22 protein-coding genes and 1 pseudogene are annotated in these 23,306 nt (G+C 64.4%); 13 read left to right on the top strand and 10 right to left on the bottom strand.

From position 1 onward, the window contains the following. Positions 1 to 22 precede the first annotated feature (22 nt). The 3 genes from purQ to RAD15_RS30195 are packed head-to-tail and all read left to right on the top strand — an operon-like array spanning position 23 to position 1,887. The gene (purQ, locus tag RAD15_RS30205; protein WP_458181894.1) at positions 23 to 724 is read left to right on the top strand and encodes a phosphoribosylformylglycinamidine synthase subunit PurQ; all 702 of its coding nucleotides are present in this window, start codon (positions 23 to 25) and stop codon (positions 722 to 724) included. After that, positions 721 to 1,692, top strand: coding sequence for a tripartite tricarboxylate transporter substrate binding protein BugD (locus RAD15_RS30200; RefSeq protein WP_458181892.1), 972 nt, complete (start codon positions 721 to 723; stop codon positions 1,690 to 1,692). The genes purQ and RAD15_RS30200 overlap by 4 nt, the downstream gene beginning before the upstream one ends. Next, entirely contained in the window at positions 1,693 to 1,887 is a 195-nt protein-coding gene (locus RAD15_RS30195) for a hypothetical protein (RefSeq protein ID WP_458181890.1), read from the top strand. An 18-nt stretch (positions 1,888 to 1,905) separates the two neighbouring features. Here the strand turns inward: RAD15_RS30195 and RAD15_RS30190 are convergent, their stop codons facing one another. Together RAD15_RS30190 and RAD15_RS30185 are read right to left on the bottom strand one after the other, a co-directional pair. Beyond that, a complete protein-coding gene (locus tag RAD15_RS30190; RefSeq protein WP_458182024.1) occupies positions 1,906 to 3,768 on the bottom strand; it encodes a TRAP transporter large permease in 1,863 nt (620 codons plus the stop codon). 14 nt (positions 3,769 to 3,782) lie between these two features. After that, positions 3,783 to 4,805: pseudogene (locus RAD15_RS30185) on the bottom strand (TRAP transporter substrate-binding protein). A gap of 285 nt (positions 4,806 to 5,090) precedes the next feature. Between RAD15_RS30185 and RAD15_RS30180 the strand changes: the two are divergent. Further along, positions 5,091 to 5,996, top strand: a complete 906-nt coding sequence (locus tag RAD15_RS30180; protein ID WP_458181889.1) for a LysR substrate-binding domain-containing protein — start codon at positions 5,091 to 5,093, stop codon at positions 5,994 to 5,996. A 139-nt stretch (positions 5,997 to 6,135) separates the two neighbouring features. After that, positions 6,136 to 7,491, top strand: coding sequence for an NAD(P)H-dependent oxidoreductase (locus tag RAD15_RS30175; protein ID WP_458181888.1), 1,356 nt, complete (start codon positions 6,136 to 6,138; stop codon positions 7,489 to 7,491). On the opposite strand, the gene RAD15_RS30170 is transcribed toward RAD15_RS30175, so the two are convergent. Continuing rightward, positions 7,488 to 8,453: a DMT family transporter gene (locus tag RAD15_RS30170; protein ID WP_458181886.1), complete on the bottom strand. Its 966-nt coding sequence runs from the start codon at positions 8,451 to 8,453 to the stop codon at positions 7,488 to 7,490. The two genes, RAD15_RS30175 and RAD15_RS30170, sit on opposite strands and share 4 nt — an antisense overlap. A gap of 75 nt (positions 8,454 to 8,528) precedes the next feature. Further along, the gene (locus RAD15_RS30165) at positions 8,529 to 9,008 is read right to left on the bottom strand and encodes a PaaI family thioesterase (protein ID WP_458181885.1); all 480 of its coding nucleotides are present in this window, start codon (positions 9,006 to 9,008) and stop codon (positions 8,529 to 8,531) included. 183 nt (positions 9,009 to 9,191) lie between these two features. On the opposite strand from RAD15_RS30165, the gene purL reads away from it, so the two are divergent. Beyond that, complete coding sequence (purL, locus tag RAD15_RS30160) at positions 9,192 to 11,402, top strand: phosphoribosylformylglycinamidine synthase subunit PurL (protein WP_458181884.1); 2,211 nt, start codon at positions 9,192 to 9,194, stop codon at positions 11,400 to 11,402. 56 nt (positions 11,403 to 11,458) lie between these two features. Here purL and RAD15_RS30155 read toward each other — a convergent pair whose 3' ends face one another. After that, entirely contained in the window at positions 11,459 to 12,649 is a 1,191-nt protein-coding gene (locus RAD15_RS30155; RefSeq protein WP_458181883.1) for an acyltransferase family protein, read from the bottom strand. Positions 12,650 to 12,832: 183 nt separating this feature from the next. Between RAD15_RS30155 and RAD15_RS30150 the strand changes: the two genes are divergently transcribed. Continuing rightward, complete coding sequence (locus tag RAD15_RS30150) at positions 12,833 to 13,006, top strand: DUF1328 domain-containing protein (protein ID WP_458181881.1); 174 nt, start codon at positions 12,833 to 12,835, stop codon at positions 13,004 to 13,006. Positions 13,007 to 13,099: 93 nt separating this feature from the next. Here the strand turns inward: RAD15_RS30150 and RAD15_RS30145 are convergent, their stop codons facing one another. After that, complete coding sequence (locus tag RAD15_RS30145) at positions 13,100 to 13,459, bottom strand: DUF427 domain-containing protein (protein ID WP_453953813.1); 360 nt, start codon at positions 13,457 to 13,459, stop codon at positions 13,100 to 13,102. 174 nt (positions 13,460 to 13,633) lie between these two features. Here RAD15_RS30145 and RAD15_RS30140 point away from each other — a divergent pair, with 174 nt between their 5' ends. Next, on the top strand, positions 13,634 to 13,870 hold the full coding sequence (locus RAD15_RS30140) for a BolA family protein (RefSeq protein ID WP_011088461.1): 237 nt from the start codon (positions 13,634 to 13,636) through the stop codon (positions 13,868 to 13,870). A 24-nt stretch (positions 13,871 to 13,894) separates the two neighbouring features. Next, positions 13,895 to 15,088, top strand: a complete 1,194-nt coding sequence (locus tag RAD15_RS30135) for a low temperature requirement protein A (protein WP_458182022.1) — start codon at positions 13,895 to 13,897, stop codon at positions 15,086 to 15,088. Positions 15,089 to 15,298: 210 nt separating this feature from the next. Here RAD15_RS30135 and egtD read toward each other — a convergent pair whose 3' ends face one another. Further along, positions 15,299 to 16,270: an L-histidine N(alpha)-methyltransferase gene (egtD, locus tag RAD15_RS30130; protein WP_458181878.1), complete on the bottom strand. Its 972-nt coding sequence runs from the start codon at positions 16,268 to 16,270 to the stop codon at positions 15,299 to 15,301. Between the two features lie 50 nt (positions 16,271 to 16,320). Beyond that, on the bottom strand, positions 16,321 to 17,616 hold the full coding sequence (egtB, locus tag RAD15_RS30125; RefSeq protein ID WP_458181877.1) for an ergothioneine biosynthesis protein EgtB: 1,296 nt from the start codon (positions 17,614 to 17,616) through the stop codon (positions 16,321 to 16,323). A gap of 263 nt (positions 17,617 to 17,879) precedes the next feature. Between egtB and grxD the strand changes: the two genes are divergently transcribed. The 4 genes from grxD to RAD15_RS30105 are packed head-to-tail and all read left to right on the top strand — an operon-like array spanning position 17,880 to position 21,355. After that, complete coding sequence (gene grxD / locus RAD15_RS30120) at positions 17,880 to 18,206, top strand: Grx4 family monothiol glutaredoxin (protein ID WP_128965515.1); 327 nt, start codon at positions 17,880 to 17,882, stop codon at positions 18,204 to 18,206. Positions 18,207 to 18,209: 3 nt separating this feature from the next. Beyond that, a complete protein-coding gene (locus RAD15_RS30115) occupies positions 18,210 to 18,761 on the top strand; it encodes an O-acetyl-ADP-ribose deacetylase (RefSeq protein ID WP_458181876.1) in 552 nt (183 codons plus the stop codon). A gap of 46 nt (positions 18,762 to 18,807) precedes the next feature. Beyond that, a complete protein-coding gene (locus RAD15_RS30110) occupies positions 18,808 to 20,094 on the top strand; it encodes a serine hydrolase domain-containing protein (RefSeq protein WP_458181875.1) in 1,287 nt (428 codons plus the stop codon). A 1-nt stretch (position 20,095) separates the two neighbouring features. Beyond that, positions 20,096 to 21,355: a serine hydrolase domain-containing protein gene (locus tag RAD15_RS30105; RefSeq protein WP_458181873.1), complete on the top strand. Its 1,260-nt coding sequence runs from the start codon at positions 20,096 to 20,098 to the stop codon at positions 21,353 to 21,355. Here RAD15_RS30105 and RAD15_RS30100 read toward each other — a convergent pair whose 3' ends face one another. Further along, positions 21,356 to 22,423, bottom strand: coding sequence for a threonine aldolase family protein (locus RAD15_RS30100; protein WP_458181872.1), 1,068 nt, complete (start codon positions 22,421 to 22,423; stop codon positions 21,356 to 21,358). It abuts the gene before it with no gap. 88 nt (positions 22,424 to 22,511) lie between these two features. After that, positions 22,512 to 23,129 carry a 30S ribosomal protein S4 gene (gene rpsD / locus RAD15_RS30095; RefSeq protein WP_458181870.1) on the bottom strand — a complete coding sequence of 206 codons (618 nt, stop codon included), beginning with the start codon at positions 23,127 to 23,129 and terminating at the stop codon, positions 22,512 to 22,514. Positions 23,130 to 23,306: the final 177 nt, after the last annotated feature.

The raw sequence follows: 23,306 nt of genomic DNA, 5'->3' as shown, positions 1-23,306 counted from the left end.
CACCACCGCCGGAACCTCTGCCATGAAAGCCGCCATCCTCGTCTTTCCCGGAATCAACCGCGAGCGCGACATGGCGCGCGCGCTGAGGCTGATCTCGGGCAGCGAGCCCTCGATGGTCTGGCACGCCGAGACGTCGCTGCCACCTGGCACCGATCTCGTGGTCGTGCCCGGCGGCTTCTCCTATGGCGATTATCTGCGCTGTGGCGCAATCGCGGCGCGCGCCCCGGTGATGGATGCGGTGCGCGACTATGCGGCCAAGGGCGGCCTCGTGCTCGGCGTCTGCAACGGTTTTCAGATCCTCTGCGAATCCGGCCTCCTGCCGGGCGTCCTGATGCGCAACGCGCGGCTGAAATTCATCTGCCACGACGTGCATCTGCGCGTCGAACGCTCCGACACGCCGTTCACCCGCGGCTACAATGCCGGGCAGGTGATCCGCGTGCCGGTCGCCCATGGCGAGGGCAATTACGAGGCGGACGAAGAGACCATCAAGCGGCTCGAAGGCGAGGGGCGGGTGCTCTATCGCTACTGTTCCGCCGAGGGTGTCGTCGACGAGGCGCATAACATCAACGGCGCGGCGCATTCCATCGCCGGCATCGTCAACGACAAGGGCAACGTGCTCGGCATGATGCCGCATCCGGAAAACCACGTCGAAGACATCATGGGCTGCACCGACGGCCGCGGCCTGTTTGCAGGCCTCACCGCGCATCTGGAAAACGCCGCGTGATTTCGTTCGTGTTGAGGCGCGCTCTCGCCGCGATCGCGGCGCTGTCGCTCGCAACTGGCGCCTTCGCGCAGGATTTCCCAAAACGTCCTGTTACCATGATCGTGCCGTTCGCGGCGGGCGGCACCTCCGACGTGATCGCGCGCACGGTGGCCGAGCAGATGGGCATCGCGCTCGGCCAGACCATCGTGATCGAGAACGTTGCGGGTGCCGGCGGCTCGACCGCCCTGGCGCGCGCCTCCCGCGCCGAGCCCGACGGCTACACCATCGCGATCGGCAATGCCGGCACCAATGCGGCGACCTACACGATCTATCCCAAGCTGCCGTTCACGCCAGACTCCTTCGTGCCGATCGCCATGGTGGCGAAGACGTTCGGCATCATCGCGCTGCGCAAGGATTTTCCGGCGAAGGACCTGAAAGAGTTCATCGCCTACGCCAAGGCCAATCCGGGCAAGATCAATCTCGGCCATGCCGGCGTCGGTTCCTCGAACTACCTCATCTGCAAGAGCTTCGTGACCGCCGCCGGGATCGACGCAACGCTGGTCGGCTATCGCGGTGCCGCGCCTGCGCTGACCGATGCGATCGGCAGCCAGATCGACGGCGTCTGCGATGCGGCCGCCTCGGTCTCGCAATCGATCAACGAGAAGCTGGTGCGCGGCCTCGTGGTCGGCTCGACCGTGCGGCTTGCCACGCTGCCCGATCTGCCCACGTCGGCGGAAGCCGGTCTGCCTGACTTCGAGGCGCAGGGCTGGAACGGCCTGTTCGCACCCAAGGGCACCCCGCCGGCCGTGATCGCCAGGCTGAATGCCGCCGCGCGCACCGCCGTCGAGACCGATGCGGTGAAGAAGCGCTTTGCCGATTTGTCGACGGTGGCGCCCGACGAAAACGAGCATACGCCGGAGCTGCTGCAGCAGCTCGTGACGCGCGACGTCGAGAAGTATCGGAAGATGCTGGCGGACGACGCCAAGTAGTTGCGGCGTCGGCCGCGGCTCGGAGGCGCCGAAGCGCGGGTGCGCTACGGCATGCTGCTCCAGATGGTCGGCCGTACTGCGGAGGCGCGCGTGGTCTTCAACGAGCTCCTGATCCAGATGCGCCGAGCGCCGAAATATCTGCGCGAAGCGCAGGCCGAATGGCTGTCGATCGCCGAGCAGCAGATATCGGCCTGAGCGGGGGGGCCGGGAGCTTCATAGGAACACCAGCGATATCCAGGGCACGAAGGTAATCAGCAGCAGGCCCAGGAATAGCCAGGCGAGATAGATCCAGATCCTGCGCATGCCGGCGTCCGGCGGCACATTGCCGATGATGCAGGCGGCGTAGTAGCAGAGGCCGAATGGCGGCGCGAACAGGCCGAGACCCATCGCCAAAATCACCACCATGGCATAGTGCACCTCGTGGATGCCGAACTGCGCCGCCACCGGGAAGAGCAGCGGGCCGAACAACACGATGGCCGGGATGCCCTCCAGCACGCTGCCGAGCACGATGAAGGCGACCACCGAGATCAGCAGGAAACCGTAAGCGCCCCCGGGCACGCCGGCCATGCGCGCCGCCAGATCGTGCGAGAAGCCGGATTGCGCCAGCGCCCAGGCCATCGCGCTTGCGGCGCCCACGATGAACAGGATCGAGCCGGAGAGCGAGGCGGTCTGGACCAGCATCGGCAGCACGTTCTTCCATGTCAGGCTGCCGCGGTAAATGATCAGGCCAAGCACGAGGCAGTAGGCGATGCCGATCGTCGAGACTTCGGTTGCTGTCGCAACGCCTTCCACCACGGCGCTGCGGATCAGGAACGGCAAAGCGAGCGCGGGAAGCGCTACCCAGAGCGTTCTTGCGACCACGGACAGGGGGGCGCGCGCGACCTTGACCCCGGCATTCTCCTCAGTGCCCGCCCGATAACGCGCGACGAAGGCGAGCACGATCGCCAGCACGATTCCCGGCAGGATGCCGGCGGTGAACAGGGCCGCGATCGACACGCCGGTGACGGAGGCGATCGCGATCAGAACGATCGACGGCGGGATGGTCTCGCTCATCGCGCCCGACGCCGCGAGCAGCGACACCAGCTCGCCATCCTTCATGCCGCGCTTGCGCATTTCGGGAAACAGCACCGGCGCGATCGCCGCCATGTCGGCGGTCTTGGAGCCGGAGATGCCCGAGACCAGCAGCATGGCGCCGAGCATCACGTAGGATAGCCCGCCTCGGACATGACCGAGCACGGAGGCGAGGAAAGCGACCATGACGCGCGCCATGCCGGTCTGTTCGACCAATTGCCCCAGCAGCACGAACAGCGGCACCGCGAGCAGGATCAGCGAGCTCATGCCCTCGTCGATCCGTCCGACGACGACGAGGAGCGGCGTCCGCGTCGTCGTCAGCAGGAAAGCGACGGTCGCAAGACAAAAGGAAAATGCGATCGGCACGCCGGCCATCACGGCGCAGCCGAGCAGCCCGACGAAGAAGATCAGCAGGTTCCAGTTGCCGAGTGATTTCAGCGAAGGCCCGGCGAAATAGAGTGCACCGGCGATTGCGGCGAACAATAGTCCAACCGCCAACAGGTCCCTGGCCGAACGCTTGACCAGCGTGAGGCAGATGCTGGCCAGCGCAATGATGCAGCCGGCCGGAATCGCAGCGGCACGGACCACGCCGGACCAGCCGAGCGCGGGCGTCTCCACGAACGCCTGGTCTTCCACATAGTCCAGCGCCGGATGCAGGATGATCGCGAGGAACAGCGCGACGGAGCCGGCTGCGAGCGTCGAGGTCCACGCCTCCGCGCGAGGTGACAAATGGGAGGTGAAGAAGGTCAGGCGCATATGCGCCGAGCGTTGCACTGCGATGGCGCTGCCGAGCATGGCCAGCCACAGGAACAGGATCGAGGCGAGCTCGTCCGTCCAGATGATCGGTCGATGGAAGACGCCGCGCGCGACGATGCCGGCGAACAGGATGACGACCTCCGCGACGACGGCGACCGCCGCCGGGATCTCCACCAGCCAGCGCAGCACCTGCTCCGGCCAGCGTCCCCGGATCGGCCGGGCGTCGCCGAGCGTGACCGCCTCGGGCATCCCGACGACGGCGCTCACGCGAGCGCCCCGACGGCGGCCTCGAGCGTCTTCCAATTGTCCTCGCCGAACTTGCCGCGCCACTCCTTGTAGAATCCGGCGCTCGACAGTCCTTTGCGGAAGGCCTCCTTGTCGGACGCCTCGAAGGTAATGCCCTTGGCGACCAGCTGATCCTTCAGTGTCATATTGAGCTTTGCAGTGTCGGCACGCTGCTCCATCGCGGCCTGGTCGAACTCCTTGCGGACCAGCGCCTGCAGATCGTCGGGCAGCGCTTTCACCGAACGGCGGTTGCCGAGGATGAAGAACGGATCCTAGATGTGATTGGTCTCGGAAATGTACTTCTGCACCTCATAGATCTTGCCGGCTTCGATCGTGACAAGGCCGTTCTCCTGCCCGTCGACCAGGTGCGTCTGCAGCGCCGTGTACAATTCGTTGAAGTTGATCGAGGTCGGGTTGGCACCCAGCGACTTGAACAGCGAGGTGAAGATCGGCGACACCGGTACGCGGATGCGATAGCCGGCGAGATCGCCCGGCGTCTTGATCGGCTTGGTGAAGGAGGAAATTTGCCGGAACGTGTTGTCTGCAGGCTTGGCCACGACCAGCGCGCCGGTCTTCTCGATCTGGGTCGCGATCAGCTTTCCAAGATCGCCGTCCATCGCGTTCCAGACCTGGGTGTAATCGGAGAACGCGAAGCCCACGTTCGCGATTCCGGCCACCGGCGACACCGTCGACAGCACGGAGCCGGCGATGTTGAGGAAATCGACGCCGCCACTGCGGATCTGGGTCAACAGATCCGTGTCGGAGCCGAGCTGCGAGGCCGGAAAGAACTTGATCTCCAGCCGACCGCCGCTGGCTTCCTTGATCCGCTTTACGGCCTGGTCGAGCCGGGTGTTGATCGGCTGCGTCAGCGACTGGCCGGTGGCGAGCTTGTACTCGAACTCGGCCGCCTGCGCCGGCCTGGTGCGGATCGCGACCAGAGGTATGGCCGCGGCAGCAGTCATGAAATTGCGGCGCGAGATGGTGTGGCGCTGACCCGACATCGTTCGTCCTCCCCTGGTGCTCATTTGCCGCGCCTTTTTCGACGCGCGCGTTTGTTCATTGCCGCGCGCAAGCCCTGCGGCGGTGTCGTCAAAGTCGCTTGTCTGGTGAAAGGGCTTAAGCCTTGCGTTCCTTCCCCCGGGCGGATCGGCGCTCTGGGCCGTCCTGTTTCCTCGATCGGCGCCCGTCTGTCGCGGGCTGCCTTGACCCTGAAGCCTAGATCGCTGGCCATGCACGACAATTGAATTATATTCTTCGTCACTTTAGCTGGCCTAAAAGGTTTTCTGATGCAGATACCGTTCCGCGCCATCATTGTCTTCCACGCGGTGGCGCGTGCGGGCAGCATTTCCCGTGCGGCGGACGAACTGCGGGTGACGCCATCGGCCGTCAGCCAGCAGATCCAGGCGCTGGAGCTGCACCTCGGCACCGCCCTGACCTCGCGGGTAGGCCGCAACATCACGCTGACCGAAGCCGGCGAGCGCTATTTCGAGATGATCAGCCGCGAGATCGAGCACGTCACCGACGTGACGCAGCATGTCCGCGGCATCCGCTCCGCCACCACCTTGACGGTGCGCGCAGCCCCGAGCGTGTCGAGCAAATGGCTGCTGCCGCGGCTGGCGAGCTTCGTCGATGCCAACCCCGACATCGAATTGCGGCTCGACGGCACCAATGAGCCGACCGACTTCCGCAAGGAAAATGTCGACCTGGAGATCCGGCACGGCGAAGGCGGCTGGGCCGGCCTGTTCGTCGAAAGCCTCGGCAAAGAGCGGTTCTTTCCTCTGTGTGCGCCTTCATCCTTTGCGGCGGGCAGCCTATCCGCCCAGGACCTGCTCAAGCACAGGCTGATCCATTCGGTGAAATCGCAGATGCAATGGCCGCGCTGGTTCGCGCAGGCCGGCATCGAGCCTGCGGAACGCTGGAAGCGCGTGCTGTTCGACCGCAGCCACATGGCGATCGATGCCGCCGTCGACGGCCTCGGCATCGGCCTCGAAAGCGAGCTGCTGGCCTGGCGCGAATTGCGCGACGGCCGCCTGGTCTGTCCGGTCAAAAATCCGCCGGACGTCGTACTGACCACACAGTGGATCGTCTGTCCGCACGGCCATCTGCGCCATCGCAAGACCCGCACTTTCCTCGACTGGCTGCGCGGGGAACGTGACAGCTGGAATGAGCAGCAAGCCGCACGGATTGTTTAGCGCGTCTACATCGTCGCGGCAGATAATCTGAATTGCCCCCGGATTCGCAGCTGCCTAACGTTTCCTTGCAAGGCGAGCACGGCCGGACCTCACGGCTGCAACGATCGCCGTCACCCGAGGAACGTTTAGGGAAATCCAGATGAATCTCCATCGCATGCTGCTGGAGCGCAAGGCCGCCGGCAAACCTGTGACCATCGGCCTGATCGGGGCCGGAAAATTCGGCCTGATGTTCCTGTCGCAGGTGCGCCAGACCGACGGCATGCATCTCGTCGGCGTCGCCGACCTGAACACGGCCCGCGCCCGCGCGCAGCTCAAGCTCGGTTGCTGGCCGGAAGAGCAATACGCGGCAACGTCGATCGACGACGCGCTCAAGCACGGTAGCACTGTTGTCACCGACAACGCCGACGCGCTGATCACCCATCCGGCGGTCGAGGTGATTATCGAGGCGACCGGCGATCCCGGCGCCGGCATCCGCTTTGCGATGAAGGCGATCGAGAACGGCAAGCACATCGTGATGGTCAATGTCGAGGCCGATGCGGTCGCAGGTCCGATCCTGGCGCGCAAGGCGCGGCAGGCCGGCGTCGTCTATTCGCTGGCCTGGGGCGACCAGCCGGCGCTGATCGCCGATCACGTCGACTGGGCGCGCGCCGCCGGCTTCAAGGTCGTCGCCGCCGGCAAGGGAACACGCTACCACCCGACCTATCACCAGTCGACGCCGGATACGGTCTGGGACATCCTCGACAAATACATGAAGATCAAGGATCGTAACTCGATCAATCCGAAGATGTTCAACTCGTTCGTCGACGGCACCAAATCGGGCATCGAGATGACCGCGGTCTGCAATGCGACCGGGCTGCATGCGCAGAGCGAGGGCCTGTCGTTCCCGCCCGCCACGCGCTTCGAGCACGCCGAGATATGCAAGCCGAAATCCGACGGCGGCACGCTGGAGAAATCGAGCGTCACCGAGGTGACCTCGTCGGTCTATCGCGACGGCTCCGACGTTCCGCAAAGCCTCGTGATGGGCACCTATGTCGTGTTCGAGACCGACAGTGCCTATTCGGAGGAGTGTTTCCGCGAATACAGCATGCTGCCGGACAAGACCGGCAAATATGCCTCGCTGTATCGTCCCATCCACATGATCGGGCTCGAGCTCGGCATCTCCGTCGCCTCCGCGGCGCTGCGCAAGGAGCCGACCGGCGCGCCGATCGTGTTCAACTCCGACGTGGTCGCGACCGCCAAGCGCAAGCTGAAGGCCGGCGAGATGCTCGACGGCGAAGGCGGCTTCTGCGTCTGGGGCAAGCAGACCCCGGCCGACGCTTCACTGAAGCAGGGGTATCTGCCGCTCGGCCTTGCCCACCATGTCAAGCTCAAGACCGATATCGAGCCAGGCCAGCGCCTGAAATGGGCTGATGTCGAGTACGATCCCGACAGTCTCGCGGTGCGGGTACGCCGCGAGATGGAAGCGGCCTTCCGGCAACCGAACGTGGCTGCCTAGCGCAGCTTCAGCCGCTCCGCCGGTATGGTCATGGCCGCAACGCCGGCCATGACCAGCAACAGGCCCAGCGCCAGGTTCGACGGCACGCTCTCGCCGAGCAGCAGCACCGAAAGACCCACGCCGATCGGAATGCGCAAGTACCCTTGCGCATTCGTGGTCAGCGTGCCGAGCCGGCCAAGGCAGACGTAGAACAGCATCAGGCCCAATGCGCTGGAGACGATGCCCATGACGATAGTGGCAACGATCGCGGTCGGCGTCGGGTGCAGCGTCCAGGGCTGGTCGATGATCAGCGAGGGTGGCAGCAGGATGAGGCCGCCGAACAACAGCGAGCCGGCGGCGACCACCATCGGGTCGTAGTCGGACAGCCGCAAGCCGAAGATGGTCGCGCAAGCAAAGGAGATGGTGGCGAGCAGGATCGCGATCTCCGCCACGATCTCGCTCCCGAACCCACGCAGCGCATCGAGGCCGACGATGGCGACGGTGCCGGCAAGGCCCAGGATCGCGCCAGCGAGTTTCAGCAGCGTTGCCGGCTCGTGGCGCGTGATCAGCGAGGTGATCAGGAAGGCGAAGATCGGCGTGGTCGAGGCCAGCACCACCGTATTCGAGGCCGGCACAAATTGCTGCGACCAGGTGATGACCAGGAACGGGAAGGTCGAATTGATCAATTGCTGGGTCGCGAACAGTTTCCAGGCCTTCGCGTCGGTCGGGATCCTGGCGCCGCGCATCCACAGGATCGCGAACAGGAAGGCGGCTGCGATCAGCGAGCGCGCGGAGATGAAGGTGACAGGCGGGATCGTGTCCAGCGCGAGCTTGGCCAGCGGGTAAGTGGAGCTCCAGCAGCAGGCGAGCGCGAACAGCAGCGCGTAGTCGCGCCAGTTGCGGGCGCCGGTGGCGGGCATGGTCGATGGCGGCGTTGATGCGGAGGCCGCCGTGCGACCCGCTCGCGATGTGCTCTGCGGCACCTTGTTCCTGCTCCCCGGCGCGAACGCGCTTGCCGCAAGTCTGGGCGAGGGGGCGCGAAAAGGGAAGGCGCCGAGCTATGCGTTTGGCTGAGGTGCCGACTTCCACTTCGCCCGCTTGATCGTCCCGGAAAACGTGAACAGCCGGCGGTCGCCGGAGGCCATCTGGCCGCGCAGGAAGATCAGCGAGGCCCCGGCGCGGGTGACCTCGCCGGTGCACTCGATCAATTCGCCCTCGTGTCCCGCGTCGAGGAATTCGCAGGAGAAGTTGATGGTCACGCCCCGGCCGTTCAGTGCGTGACGGCCGATGGCGAACAGGCTGTAATCGGCGAATGCCATGAAGCAGCCGCCATGGACGTTGCCGGAGCCGTTGAGGTGCTTCTTCTCGACCCGGAAGGCGCAGCGGACGCGGCCATCGGCCTCCAGGCGGTGCCAGAAGGGGCCGATATGGTTCTCAAAGCTGTCGCGGATCCAGGTCTGCCAGCCCGCAAATTCCCCCTCGGTCGCGACATGCAGGTCGGGGCGGGGGGAAGGGGCCGTTTTGGTCAATTCGTGCACGGAAATGGGCCTTCAATTGCGGGTCTTTTGCCCTTAAATCCGATCCGTCAGCGCGGTGCAATTCCTGTTCCTGCGCCGACCTGCCGCAAAACGTGGGACAGCGGGAAAATGCGCCATAAAGGGCTTTTCGCGAGCCTCCGATGTTCCTAAGAACGGCCAACCGCCGCCGAAAGCCCCGAATCCATGAAGAATGAACCCAAGATCACCCCTGAACTGGTTGCCGCCCACGGGCTCAAGCCCGACGAGTACGAGCGCATCCTGAAGCTGATCGGGCGGGAGCCGACCTTCACCGAGCTCGGCATCTTCTCGGCGATGTGGAACGAGCATTGCTCGTACAAGTCGTCGCGCATCCATCTGCGCGGCCTGCCGACCAAGGCGCCCTGGGTGATCCAGGGCCCGGGCGAGAATGCCGGCGTGATCGACATCGGCGACGGCCAGGCCGTGGTCTTCAAGATGGAGAGCCACAACCACCCGAGCTACATCGAGCCCTACCAGGGCGCGACCACCGGCGTCGGCGGCATTTTGCGCGACGTCTTCACCATGGGCGCGCGCCCGATCGCCTGCCTCAATGCGCTGAGCTTCGGCGCGCCCGAGCATGCCAAGACCCGGCATCTCGTCTCCGGCGTCGTCGCCGGTGTCGGCGGCTACGGCAATTCCTTCGGCGTGCCGACGGTGGGCGGCCAGGTGCGCTTCCACACCCGCTATGACGGCAACATCCTCGTCAACGCGATGGCGGTCGGCCTCGCCGACGCCGACAAGATCTTCTATGCGGCCGCCTCCGGCGTGAACATGCCGATCGTCTATCTCGGCTCCAAGACCGGCCGTGACGGCATCCATGGTGCCTCGATGGCCTCGGCCGAGTTCGACGACAAGTCCGAGGAGAAGCGCCCGACCGTGCAGGTCGGCGATCCCTTCGCCGAAAAACTGCTGCTGGAGGCCTGCCTCGAGATCATGGAGAAGGGCTGCGTCATCGCGATCCAGGACATGGGCGCGGCGGGCCTGACCTGCTCGGCGGTCGAGATGGGCGCCAAGGGCGACCTCGGCGTCGACCTCGATCTCGATGCGGTGCCGACCCGTGAGACCGGCATGAGCGCCTACGAGATGATGCTCTCGGAAAGCCAGGAGCGCATGCTCATGGTGCTCAAGCCCGAGAAGGAAAAGGAAGCCGAGGCGATCTTCAAGAAGTGGGGCCTCGACTTCGCCGTGGTCGGCTACACCACGCCAAGCAAGCGCTTCGTGGTCAAGCATGGCGGCGACGTCATGGCCGATCTGCCGATCAAGGAGCTCGGCGACGAGGCGCCGCTGTACGATCGCCCGCATGTCCCGTCCGCCGCGCTGCCGGTCGTGCATGCGCGCGAGGTGGTAGCGCCAATGGGCCTCGGTGCCGCGCTGGAGAAGCTGATCGGCACGCCCGACATGTGCAGCAAGCGCTGGGTCTGGGAGCAGTACGACCACGTCATCCTCGGCAACACCATGCAGCGTCCCGGCGGCGACGCCGCCGTGGTGCGCGTGCAGGACGGGCCGAAGGGCCTCGCGCTGACCGTCGACGTCACGCCGCGCTATTGCGAGGCCGATCCGTTCGAGGGCGGCAAGCAGGCGGTGGCGGAAGCCTGGCGCAACATCACCGCCGTCGGCGGCAAGCCGCTCGCGATCACCGACAATCTCAATTTCGGCAACCCCGAGCGGCCCGAGATCATGGGCCAGTTCGTCGGCTGCCTGAAGGGCATCTCGGAGGCCTGCCGCACGCTCGACTTCCCGGTCGTCTCCGGCAACGTCTCGCTCTACAACGAGACCAACGGCCGCGCGATCCTGCCGACGCCCTCGATCGGCGGCGTCGGCCTGCTCGACGACTTCACCAAGTCGGCGTCACTCGCCTTCAAGGCCGAAGGCGAGGCGATCCTGCTGGTCGGCGAAACTCACGGCTGGCTCGGCCAGTCGGTCTACCTGCGCGACATCTGCGGTCGCGAAGAAGGCGCCCCGCCGCCGGTCGATCTCGCCGCCGAGAAGCGCAACGGCGACTGCGTGCGCGGCATGATCCATGCGGGCACTGCGACCGCGGTGCACGATCTCTCCGATGGCGGCCTCCTGATCGCGCTCGCGGAGATGGCGATGGCGAGCGGCATCGGCGCCAAGCTGCTGGCGGCGCCGACTTCGCTGGTCTCGCAGGCCTATTGGTTCGGCGAGGACCAGGCGCGCTATCTCGTCACCGTGCCGGAAACCGAAGCCGGCCGCGTGCTCGCCAAGATGCGCGGCTGCGAGGTGCCCTGCGTGCGGATCGGCACCACCGGTGGCGATGCGATCGCGATCGCCGGCGAGGCGCCTGTGACGATCGATGCGCTGCGCAAGTCGTTCGAGCGCTGGCTACCGGAGTATATGGGCGGCAAGGCGGCGTAAGGCGCCTCCACAAACTCCGAACCCCGGATGTCGCTTTGTTCATCCGGGCCACGGGGTCACAGCACCTTCGCTGCCCCGGGGATCTGGCGCAAGGCGCGCGTTAGCGCCCAACTGAACGCGACCGTCAGCACGAACCCGATCGTCGCCTTGACGATCGCAGGCAGGTCATAGTCGAACAGCCAGTATTGCAGCCAAAGCGCGATCGGGTAGTGCACCAAAAATATGCCGTAGCCGTCCGCCTGCATCGGATCGAGTAGCTTGGCTGAGCCTGATTGTCTGAACCTCTGGAAAAAGGCCAGGATCAAAAACATGACCGCCACGCTGAAGACAGCGAAGCAGATGGCGTAGAGCCCCTCATACCAGTTCGGCAGCGGCGACGGATTTCCAAGTATTTCGCGCTTGATGAAGATCAGCACCCAGAGCAGGCAATACGGAACGATCGCCAAGACCATCCAGTCCCAGCTGACCTTCGCCATCCGGCCGTCTGCCGCGAGCAGGCCGCGATCGATATTCGCGACGCCGATGCCGGCACCGAAAAAGAAGTAGCTCGCATAGAGCATCACGCGCCCGTGCTGCACCGAGAACGGCCCGAATTCGAACCAGCTGCTTGGTCCATAATACATCAGCCCGGGAACATAGAACGCCGCGGTGACGGCAAGCATGATAGCAAAGAACACTTCGGGCCGACGGCAGCCGTACAGCGAAAGGCGGTTGATCGGATCGAGCAGGGTGGGCGACAGCCGGTGCAATATGCAGGCTATCACGTCGAAACCGAGCAGGACCCAAAGGAACCAGATCGGCCCGCTCGGCCACGGGCCCTTCGTGACCATATTCCACCAGTATTCCGAAAAGCCGATCTCGGGATGGTGCCGGAGCGAGATGGCGTAATAGGCGAGCGGAATGATCGTGAATGCGCAGATCACGAACGGCAGGCCAAGCCGGAGCAGGCGATCTGCCAAATAGTTCAGCGCTCCCTTGCGGGCGATGCCCGACCACGCAAACAAGCCCGACAGGAAGAAGAACATCGCCATGAAGAAGCTGTCGGTGGCCAGCACGATCATGTCGAAGCCGAAGAAGAATTTCGGGTCGGTATGACCGAAGTAGGTATAGGGGATGACGGCATGGTGCAGCAGCACCACCAGCGTCAGGAAGGTACGGGCACGATCGAGCGCCTGGTTGCGCGCCTTGCTCTTCGGCGCGGCATGCGCCTCCGCGCCGATCGTCGCTGAATGTGACATCGTGATCATGGCCGCCCCGATTGCGCTCCTGTCCCGCACTGACTGTGCCGCCCGGAACCGGATTGAGCAAGGGTCGTTTGAGCCGGACCTGCAGCCCCGGCACCATTAGGAACCAGTTCCCCGCATCCAAGTTAGCGTTCGCGAAAAAGGGCATGAGGGCCGCGACCAGCGGCTCCAATTTCGGAGCTGGCGATGACGATCCTGAAATGGGCGCTGATCTTCCTACTGGTCTCGATCGTAGCCGGCGTGCTCGGCTTCACCGGCGTCTCGGCCGCCTCCGCCGATATTGCCCGCTTCCTGTTCTACGTCTTCGTCGCGATTTTCCTGGTGCTGCTGATCCTGGGGCTCACGATCTTCAGGGCGTAGCAATTTTCGTCATTCCGGGATGGTGCGTTAGCACCAGACCCGGAATCTCGAGATTCGGTCCTGTGGACCGCCCCGGAATGACAGCATCCGCAACTACCCCACTTCCTCGATCTTCACCTTGTCCGGATAGAAGGCGAGGTGGCCGGAAATCTCCGTCATCGCCGGGAAGGGCGTCTCGTAGGTCCAGATCGCGTTGTCGAGCGTCTTGCCGTCGGCCTTGACGCTGTAGTAGCTCGCATCGCCCTTGTAGGGGCAATGGGTGACGCGGTCGGTGCGCTCGAGCAGCGCCATGTTGGCATCCTCCCGCGGCACATATTGCACCGCCGGATATTTGGCCTCCTTCAAGGTCAGCGCCTTGCTGGTCTCGGCGATCACGATGTCGCCCGCCGTGACGCGGACGCGGCGGGGGTTCTGGGTGATGGTGATGGGGTGGTCGGGCCCTGGAAGCTTCATGATTTCACGCCTTTTCGATCAATCTGCCGCGCGCGGCACTTTGTCGTGCCTTTATCCTGATGGGATCACGGATATAGTGCCTGAGTGCGTGACGTAGAAGGCCGTTCACGCTAAGTTTGGACCTGCCGGAGAGGGGACCCCGGCGCGATTCGACGAGACAGGAGCAAGACCCGAATGCCCATGGACGCCCACGATATCGAGGCGATGATCAAGGCAGCAATCCCCGATGCCGAGGTGACCATCCGTGACCTCGCCGGTGATGGCGACCATTATGCCGCGACCGTGATCTCGGAATCCTTCCGCGGCAAGTCTCGCGTCCAGCAGCACCAGATCGTCTATCAGTCCCTGCGCGGCCAGATGGGCGGCGTCCTGCATGCGCTGGCGCTGCAAACCGGCGTACCCGGCACCTGACCTGACCGCGACGGGGGCACGATGATGGCTGCGGACAATCCGCGCGGCGCGATGTTTCGCGTCATCGTGCCGAACCAGCACAGCCGCGTCACCAATGCCGAGCTGTTCTTCGACCTCGTCTTCGTGTTCGCGATCACGCAGGTCTCGCACACGCTGCTGCACCATTTCACGCCGCTCGGCGCGGTGCATGTCACGGTGCTGTTTCTGGCGGTATGGTGGGTGTGGGTCTACACCGCCTGGGTCACCAACTGGCTCAATCCCGAGCTGACGCCGGTCCGCGTCATGCTCTTCCTGCTGATGCTGGGCGGCCTCGTGCTGTCGACGACAATCCCCGCCGCGTTCGAGGGACGCGGCCTGTGGTTCGCGATCGCCTACGCCGCGATGCAGGTCGGACGCACCGCGTTCTGGATGTTTGCAACGCCGCGTCATCGCATTCTGGTGCGGCACAATGCGATCCGCATTCTGACGTGGCTCGTGATCTCCGCGGTGTTGTGGATCGCAGGCGGCCTGTCCGAGGGCGAGACGCGGCTATGGCTGTGGATCGCGGCGGTCACCTGGGAGTATATCGCGCCCGCTGCCCGCTTCTGGGTCCCGAAGCTGGGCTTCTCGTCGGTCGAGGCCTGGGCCGTCGAAGGCGGCCACATGGCCGAGCGCTGCGCCGGCTTCATCATCATCGCGCTCGGCGAAGCCATCGTCGTCAACGGCGCGACCTTCGCCGAGCTGGAGTGGACGGCGGATAATATTCTGGCCTTCGTCTCTGCGCTGGTCGGTGCCGTCGCGATGTGGTGGGTCTATTTTCACAAGGGCGCGGAGGCCGGTTCGGAGCGTATCTCGAAATCCGCCGAATCCGGCCATCTGGCACGTCTCGCCTACACCTATCTGCACATGCCGATCGTCGCCGGCATCATCCTGACCGCGGTGTCGGACGAACTGGTGCTGAAGCATCCGACCGGACATTCCGACATCCGCACCATCGTCAGCACGATCGGCGGGCCCCTGGTGTTCCTGGTCGGCACCATCCTGTTCAAGCATGCGATCCGCGGCTTCCTCCAGCTCTCGCACGGCATCGGCATCATTTTGCTGCTGTTGCTGTGGTGGTTTGCCGCCGACCTCTCGCCGCTCTGGCTGTCGGTGGCGACGAGCGCGATCATGATCGTCGTCGCGGTGTGGGAGTCGGTGTCGCTGGGATCGACGCCGGAAGAAGCCGAGGAACGTTGATCTGGAGCGGTCTGAGCGCACGCCTCGTCCTTCGAGACGACCGCGGAGCCTGTCATCGGGCCGCGCTTAGCGCGGACCCGGTGGCGGTCTCCTCTGGATGAGGCTATTCAGCATCGGTGCCCGTTGAAACTGTCGCCGCGAGCTCCGTCCTCATCCTGAGGCGCCCGCCTAAAGCGGGCGTCTCGAAGGATGCGCCGCAGCGCCGGAGCGTTACTCCGCCACTTGCAGCGCATGCACCGAGAACATCTTCGCCGCATCCGTCCAGCTCTCGCGCACACGCCAGCCGGCGCCCTGCGCCAGCGCAGCGAAACGCTCGATGCTGTATTTGTAGCTGTTCTCGGTGTGGATGCTCTCGCCCGGACGGAACGAGAAGCTGGTGCCGAGCAGGCGCACGGTCTGGCTCTTCTTGCTGATCAGGTGCATCTCGATGCGGTGCCGCTCGCGATTGTAGATCGCGCGATGGGTGAAGGCGGACAGGTCGAAATTGCCGCCGAGCTCGCGGTTGATCCGCACCAGCACATTGAGGTTGAAGCGCGCGGTGACGCCGGCGGCATCGTTATAGGCATCGAAGAGCACGCGCTCGTCCTTTTCGAGGTCCGCGCCGATGATCATCTGCGCGCCCTTGCCCAGGATCTGGCGCGCGCTCTTCAGGAAAGCCTGGGCCTCATCCGGCTCGAAATTGCCGATGGTCGAGCCGGGGAAGAAGCCGACCTTGGGCATCGAGGCCACTGCCTTGGGCAGCTCGAACGGCGTGGTGAAGTCGGCCGCCACGGGATAGATGCCGAGCGAGGGGAAGTCGCGCTTCAGCCCGTTCGCCTGCGCCGCCAGGAAATCGCCGGAGATGTCGACGGGCACATAGGCCGCGAACTTGCAGTGGTCCAGCAGCAGGCGGACCTTCGTGGTCGCACCGGCGCCGAACTCGACCAGCGCCGCATGCTCCGGAATGATCTTTGCGATCTCGCTGCCGCGCTCCTTCAGGATCGAGAGCTCGGTGCGCGTTGGATAATATTCCGGCAGCTTCGTGATCGCCTCGAACAGCTCCGATCCAGTCGCATCGTAGAAATATTTCGGCGACAGCTTTTTCGGCTGCTGCGAGAGGTCCACGATAGCCTCGCGGGCGAAGGCAGTGGTCTGCTCGTCGGGGAGATGGGCTTCGGCCAAAGCGCTGGCGTGCACATTCATGATACTCTCCTGAACGCGCTGTCCGGCGCGCATTTGTCGTCGGATAAGAACTAGTAGTCGGCGAGCCGCAGTCCCGTGAACTGCCAGCGATGATGCGGGTAGAAAAAGTTACGATAGGTAATACGGCTGTGGTCCTCCGGAGTTGCAAGCGAGGAGCCACGCAGTACGAACTGGTTGACCATGAACTTGCCGTTATATTCACCAAGCGCGCCTTCGATCGCGCGATAGCCGGGGTAGGGTGAGTACGAGCTGCGGGTCCACTGCCAGACGATGCCAAAGGCATCGTTGAGCTGGCCCGTGCGGGCCGCAACCTCCCATTCCATCTCGGTCGGCACATGCTCTCCGGCCCAGCGCGCAAAGGCGTCGGCCTCGTAATAGCTGATGTGGCAGACCGGCGCGTCGGGATCGACCGGCTTCACGCCGGCCAGCGTCATCATGTGCCACTGGCCCTCGATCTCGCGCCAATGGCCGGGAGCCTGCCAGTCCTCCTTGCTGACGGCGGCAAAGCCGTCCATCAGCCACAGCGTTGCGTTCCGGTAGCCGCCGTCGCGCATGAAGGCGAGCCATTCGCCGTTGGTGACGAGATTGCGGGCGACCTTGACCGGGCCGACGAGGGCACGATGGGCGGGCCTCTCGTTGTCGAAATGGAAACTGTCGTCGACGTGGCCGACGGTGTGGATGCCTTCGTTCAGGGTCAGCCAGTCATCGCCGGTGCGTGTCGCGGCCGGGAAGCGCCAGTCCGGGTCATAGGCCGGATAGACCGGGTTTTGCGCAAAGGCGTGCAGGATGTCCGTGAACATCAATTCCTGGTGTTGCTGCTCGTGGTTGAGCCCGACCTCGACCAGCGGCGCGATCGCGCGAATCTCGTCTTCTCCGGCCTCGCGGAAGAATTTGACGACGGCCGCATCGACATATCTACGATAGGCGCCGATCTGATCGGCGCTCGGACGCGTGATGTCGCCGCGATGATTGCGGGCGTGACGCGGGCCGGCACTGACGTAATAGGAATTGAACAGGAAGGCGAAGTCGGGGTGGAAAGGCCGGTAGCCGGCCGCGTGTTCGCCGAGCAGGAATTGCTCCCAGAACCAGGTCGTATGCGCCCTGTGCCATTTCGTCGGGCTCGCGTCCGGCATGGACTGGATCTGCTGGTCCTCGGGCGAGAGCGGCGCTGCCCGGCGCTCGGTCTCGTTGCGGACGGTGAGAAATGCGTCCTGAAGCCTCCGGGCGAGACCGCCCAGATCGGCCGACGGTGACGAAAGCGGGGCGGTGGCCGTAGCGGAGGCTTGTTTCGTCACGTTTTTCTCCAGACAGGACAAGAGAACGTTGTTGGCGTTGCCCGGTTCCAAAACCTGGGTTTGTCCTAGATAGGGGCTCCGTTACGGTATGAAAGTCCTCCCCGGCGATGATATTCGTGCCGTCATGCAATGGGCCGGCGCTGCGGGAGACCAGTCCGCCCAGGGGCAGGGCCAAGGCCAGGCCGGGACCGTTCGCCGCCATTTTACTTTGGATGCACAACGGTTTGGGCTACATATATGGGCAGGTATCGGGTTAGATCGGCTGAGCCGGCCCGAAGCGATTTGTGAGGGCTCCGCCCCGGAAGGACACGGATATGAGCATCGCGGAATTTATCGACAACGAAGTGAAGGCAAACGACGTGGTTCTGTTCATGAAGGGCACGCCACAATTTCCGCAGTGCGGTTTCTCCGGCCAGGTCGTCCAGATCCTCGATCACATCGGCGTCGGCTATAAGGGCCTGAACGTGCTCGAATCCGCCGAGCTGCGTAACGGCATCAAGGAATACTCGAACTGGCCGACCATCCCGCAGCTTTACGTGAAAGGCGAGTTCGTCGGCGGCTGCGACATCGTCCGCGAGATGTTCCAGGCCGGCGAATTGCAGCAGCTCTTCTCCGAGAAGGGCGTCGTCGTCGCGGCCTGAGAAATGACCCAGCTGACGCGCCGGATTGGCGGCGCAGAGCTTGAGGTCATTGTCGCTGACATCACCACACTGAGCGTTGACGCCATCGTCAACGCCGCGAATTCGTCTCTCCTTGGTGGAGGCGGCGTCGATGGTGCGATCCATCGGGCGGCCGGGCCCGATCTGGTCGCCGAATGCCGTATGCTCCACGGCTGCAAGACGGGCGACGCCAAGATCACCAAGGGCTACCGGCTCAAGGCCGCGCATGTGATCCACACCGTCGGGCCGGTCTGGAACGGTGGCACGCTCGGCGAGGACGATCTGCTCGCCTCCTGCTATCGCCGTTCGATGGAGTTGTGCGGGAAGCACAAACTGACCTCGGTGGCCTTTCCCGCGATTTCGACCGGCATTTTCCGCTTTCCTGCCGACCGGGCCGCAGATATCGGCGTGCGCACGACGGTCGAAGGGCTCGCTGTCGCGCCGTCCTTGGCCCGCGTCGTGTTCTGCTGCTTCTCCGAGCCGAGCGCGACCCTCCATGCCGAGGCGCTTGAGCGCTACGGCAGCCCTTGTGCCTGATGGCGCGGTCAGTACACTCCGCCGGGCCATGTTCCGGGGAGGGGATATGATTTCATGTATTGGACTGCGTGCGCTCGCCTGCGGCGCAATCGTGTCGCTGGGTGCGATGTCGTTCGCACGGGCAGAGGGCACCTACGAGATTCCGGCCGGCGCGCATTTCAACCAGGACAAGCTCGCCAAGGTCGGTGACTTCTTCAAGAACGAGGTCGCGACCGGCAAGATCGCCGGCGCGACGGTCCTGATCCAGCAGCACGGCAAGCCGGTCTACCGCGAAGCCTTCGGCGTGCAGGACGTGGTCAGCAAGGCGCCGATCACGGACAAGACCATTTTCCGCCTGTTCTCAATGACCAAGGCGATCACCTCCGTCGTCGCGGTGAGGTTGATCGAGGACGGCAAGATCAAGCTCGACGATCCCGTCTCGAAATACATTCCCTCGTTCGCCAACGTGAAGGTCGGGGTCGAGAAGAAGGCCGATGACGGCACCAAATCGCTCGAGCTGGTGCCGCCCACGCGGCCGATGACGGTGCTCGACCTGATGCGCCACACCTCCGGCATCACCTATGGCTTCTATGGCGACAGCCTGGTGCGCAAGGCCTATCGCGAGGCCAACATCTATGCCGGCGATTTCGACCTCGCCGAATTCGCCGAGCGCATCGCCAAATTGCCGCTGCACAACCAGCCGGGCGCGCTCTGGCAGTACGGCCATTCCACCGACGTCCTGGCGCGGGTGATGGAGATCGCGACCGGCAAGCCGCTGATAGAAATCATGCGGGAGAAGTTGCTCGACCCGCTCGGCATGGTCGATACCGGCTTCTTCGTCACGGCCCCCGAGAAGCAGAAGCTTCTGGCCCAGCCGGTGCCGAACGACAGCGATTTCCGGGTCGGCCGGATCAACGATCCGACGGTGGTCAAGAAGATCCAGTTCGCCAGCGGCGGCATGGTGACGACCATGGCCGATTACGAGCGCTTTGCGCAGATGCTGCTCAATGGTGGCAGCCTCGACGGCAAGACCATTCTCAAGCCTGAAACGTTCAAGCTGATGGTGACCGATCAGGTCGGCCCAAACTCCGGCGTCGATCGTGACTATTTCTATTTCCCCGGCGACGGCTTCGGCTTCGGCCTCGGCCTCGCGGTCCGCACCGATCCCGGCAACGCCAAGCCGCCGCCGCCCGGCGATCTCGGCGAGTTGAAGTGGGATGGCGCCTCCGGCTGCTATTTTGTGATCGACCCCAAGCAGGACATGTTCTTCGTTCTGCTGGAGCAGACCCCCACCGAGCGCCAGCGCGTGCAGCGGACATTGAAGCAGTTGGTCTATGAAGCCATGGAGAAGTGACATGACCGGGCGTCGCTCCTTCATCGCGGCGCTCGTCTTTCTGTTCGGTGCCGTGAGTGCGCAGGCAGGCTCCGAGCGCGCCGCGCGCAACTTCTCGCCCGAAGGGCTGGCGAAGGTCTCCGACTACATCCGCAACGAGATCGTGACCGGCAAGATTCCCGGCGCCATTCTGCTGCTCCAGCAGCATGGCAAGCCGGTCTACTACGAGAATTTCGGCGTCCGCGACGTCGCGACCGAGAGTTCGATGAGCGCGGACACGATCTTCCGTCTCTATTCGATGTCGAAGCCGATCACGTCCGTCATGGCGATGATGCTCGTCGAGGAGGGCAAGCTCGCGCTCGACGATCCGGTCTCGAAATACATTCCTGCTTTCGCCGACATGAAGGTCGGCGTGGAAAAGAAGGCCGAGGATGGCAAGGTCGCTCTGGCGCTGGAGCCGCTGGAGCGTCCCGTCATGATCAAGGACCTCTTGCGCCACACCTCGGGGCTGCCTTACGGCTATCATGACGGCGGCGCAGTGCGCGAGCTCTATGCCGAAGCCAATCTCTTCAACAGCAATCTCAGCAATGCCGACTTCGCCGCGAAAATCGCCACGCTGCCGCTGGTCGAGCAGCCGGGCACGGTGTGGGACTACGGCTTCTCCACCGACGTGCTCGGCTGCGTCGTCGAGGTGATCTCGGGAAAGACGCTGCTTCAGTTCGAGAAGGAGCGGCTGCTCGATCCGCTCGGCATGACCGAGACGGCGTTCTTTGTCGCCGATCCCACCAAATTCCCGCGCATCGCCGAGCCGATGCCGGAGGATCGCAACATCAATCCGACGACGCAGGTCCGCGATATCAGGCGGCCTGCGAAATGGGAATCGGGCGGCGGCGGAATGGTCGGCACAGTCGGCGACTACGCCCGCTTCGCGCAGATGCTGCTGAACGGCGGCAGCTATGACGGCCGGCGCTATCTCAAGCCCGAGACCATCGCGCTGATGGCGTCGGATCACATCGGGCCGGAGACGAAGATCGCGCGCGACCAGAACTATTATCCGGGCGGGAGTTCCGGCTTCGGCCTCGGCTTTGCGGTGCGCACCTCGGTGCCGCCTGCTACCTCGTGGCCGCTTGGCGAGTATCGCTGGGACGGCGTCGGCGGCACCTTCTTCTTCATTGATCCCGAAGACGACCTGTTCGGGATCTTCATGGTGCAGACCCCGTCGCAGCGCGGCCGGATTCAACTGGCGTTGAAGACGCTGATCTATCAGGCGATGGGGCGGTAGCTACGCGCCCCGCACGATCTCGCGCACGTATCCGATCGTCTCCTCGACCTGGGCCGCATTGACGTCGAGATGGGTGCAGGCGCGGATGCGGCCGTCCATCATCGCGAGCGTCACGCCGCGCTGGCGCAGCGCCGCGACCATCTTGTCGCCGGCAACGCCGGCGCCGTCGGGCTTGAAGAACACGAGATTGGTCTCGGGCTCCTGCACCTCAACGCCTGAGATTTGCGACAGTCCGCGGGCAAGTGCACGCGCATTGGCGTGGTCGTCGGCGAGGCGATCGACGTGATGGTCGAGCGCGTAGATGCAGGCGGCCGCGCAGATTCCGGCCTGCCGCATCGAGCCGCCGAGGCGCTGCTTCCACTGCCACACCGCGTCGATGAAGGCGCGCGAGCCCGCGAGCACGCCGCCGATCGGCGCGCCGAGGCCCTTCGAGAAGTCGATCCAGGCCGAATCCCACCCTGCGGTCATGTCGCGCGGAGAGATGCCGCTGGCCACCGTGGCGTTGAGCAGGCGCGCGCCGTCCATGTGCGTGACGAGCCCATGTTGCTTGGCGATCGCGACGATCTCGTCGAGTGCGGCCTTCTTCCAGATCGTGCCGCCGCCGATATTGGCGGTCTGCTCGACGCTGACGACGGTCTGCGGCGGCTGGTAGCGCGTGCGCGGATGAAGCGCCTTGCGAAACGTCTCCGGCGTGAACTGGCCGTCGGGCCCCTTGAGCTGCGTGACCTGGAAGCCGCCGATCGCGGCATGCGCGCCGCCTTCGCGGGCGATGATGTGCGCGGTTTCATGCGCGAGGATCTCGTCGCCGGGACGGCAATGCACCAGCGTCGCGGTGACGTTGCACATCGTGCCGGAGGGCATGTAGACCGCGGCTTCCTTGCCGAGCAAATCCGCAACGCGCGCGCACAGCGCATTCACGGTCGGATCGTCGCCGACCTGCTCGTCACCGACCTCGGCGCGCGCCATCGCCTCGCGCATCGCAGCCGTGGGCTTGGTCTGCGTATCCGAGAGCAGGTTGATGCGCACCGGTGGCGCCTTGGGATCGATCGGGGGAGGGGTGTAGAGCATGCGACGGCTCCTCAGGCATTGCGGCCACTGAACTGTGGCTCTTAAGCAAAAAGGCCCCGGCGAACCGGGGCCTTTCGATATTCAGATATTAGCGCGAATAGAATTCGACGACCAGATGCGGCTCCATCTGCACCGGGAACGGCACATCGGAGAGGCCGGGGATGCGCGTGTACTTCGCGGTCATCTTGCCGTGGTCGACTTCGAGATAGTCGGGGGTGTCGCGCTCGGGGAGCTGGCTGGCTTCAAGCACGTGGGCGAGCTGCTTGGAGGCTTCCTTGACCTCGATCACGTCGCCGACCTTGAGCTGGTAGCTCGAGATGTTGACCTTGCGGCCGTTCACCTTGATGTGGCCGTGGTTGATGAACTGGCGGGCAGCGAAGATCGTCGAGACGAACTTGGCGCGGTACACGACCGCGTCGAGACGACGCTCCAGCAGGCCGATCAGGTTCTCGCCGGTGTCACCCTTGAGACGGCTCGCCTCGACATAGATGCCGTGGAACTGGCGCTCGGAAATGTTGGCGTAATAGCCCTTCAGCTTCTGCTTGGCGCGCAGCTGCACGCCGAAGTCGGAGAGCTTGCCCTTGCGGCGCTGGCCGTGCTGGCCGGGGCCGTACTCGCGGCGGTTCACGGGGCTCTTCGGGCGGCCCCAGATGTTCTGGCCCATACGGCGATCGAGTTTGTACTTCGCCTCACTGCGCTTAGTCATCGCGTCCTCTTCGGTTGCATGGTTTGAGGAAACGCGCCCTCCTGTGTGACGGGCTAGCCCGGCACTGACAGGTCCGATCCCCAAAGCTTAAGGGAGAGGACCACGGGTCGCGAAACGCTTCGCGGGCCGAAATCGGCCCGCGAGCAGGCGGCTTTTAGGTGAGTTTGGGGTTCGCTG

This window comes from Bradyrhizobium sp. 14AA, assembly GCF_054185205.1.
This window is presented reverse-complemented; position numbering and strand designations above follow the sequence as displayed.

Coding starts and splice junctions, on each gene's coding strand:
- RAD15_RS30150 (WP_458181881.1), top strand. CDS start 12,833: ATGACGATCCTGAAATGGGCGCTGATCTTCCTACTGGTCTCGATCGTA.
- RAD15_RS30180 (WP_458181889.1), top strand. CDS start 5,091: ATGCAGATACCGTTCCGCGCCATCATTGTCTTCCACGCGGTGGCGCGT.
- RAD15_RS30105 (WP_458181873.1), top strand. CDS start 20,096: ATGACCGGGCGTCGCTCCTTCATCGCGGCGCTCGTCTTTCTGTTCGGT.
- RAD15_RS30175 (WP_458181888.1), top strand. CDS start 6,136: ATGAATCTCCATCGCATGCTGCTGGAGCGCAAGGCCGCCGGCAAACCT.
- RAD15_RS30115 (WP_458181876.1), top strand. CDS start 18,210: ATGACCCAGCTGACGCGCCGGATTGGCGGCGCAGAGCTTGAGGTCATT.
- grxD (WP_128965515.1), top strand. CDS start 17,880: ATGAGCATCGCGGAATTTATCGACAACGAAGTGAAGGCAAACGACGTG.
- egtD (WP_458181878.1), bottom strand. CDS start 16,270: ATGAATGTGCACGCCAGCGCTTTGGCCGAAGCCCATCTCCCCGACGAG.
- RAD15_RS30100 (WP_458181872.1), bottom strand. CDS start 22,423: ATGCTCTACACCCCTCCCCCGATCGATCCCAAGGCGCCACCGGTGCGC.
- RAD15_RS30140 (WP_011088461.1), top strand. CDS start 13,634: ATGCCCATGGACGCCCACGATATCGAGGCGATGATCAAGGCAGCAATC.
- RAD15_RS30135 (WP_458182022.1), top strand. CDS start 13,895: ATGGCTGCGGACAATCCGCGCGGCGCGATGTTTCGCGTCATCGTGCCG.
- RAD15_RS30145 (WP_453953813.1), bottom strand. CDS start 13,459: ATGAAGCTTCCAGGGCCCGACCACCCCATCACCATCACCCAGAACCCC.
- RAD15_RS30110 (WP_458181875.1), top strand. CDS start 18,808: ATGATTTCATGTATTGGACTGCGTGCGCTCGCCTGCGGCGCAATCGTG.
- RAD15_RS30190 (WP_458182024.1), bottom strand. CDS start 3,768: ATGCCCGAGGCGGTCACGCTCGGCGACGCCCGGCCGATCCGGGGACGC.
- RAD15_RS30155 (WP_458181883.1), bottom strand. CDS start 12,649: ATGATCACGATGTCACATTCAGCGACGATCGGCGCGGAGGCGCATGCC.
- purQ (WP_458181894.1), top strand. CDS start 23: ATGAAAGCCGCCATCCTCGTCTTTCCCGGAATCAACCGCGAGCGCGAC.
- purL (WP_458181884.1), top strand. CDS start 9,192: ATGAAGAATGAACCCAAGATCACCCCTGAACTGGTTGCCGCCCACGGG.
- rpsD (WP_458181870.1), bottom strand. CDS start 23,129: ATGACTAAGCGCAGTGAGGCGAAGTACAAACTCGATCGCCGTATGGGC.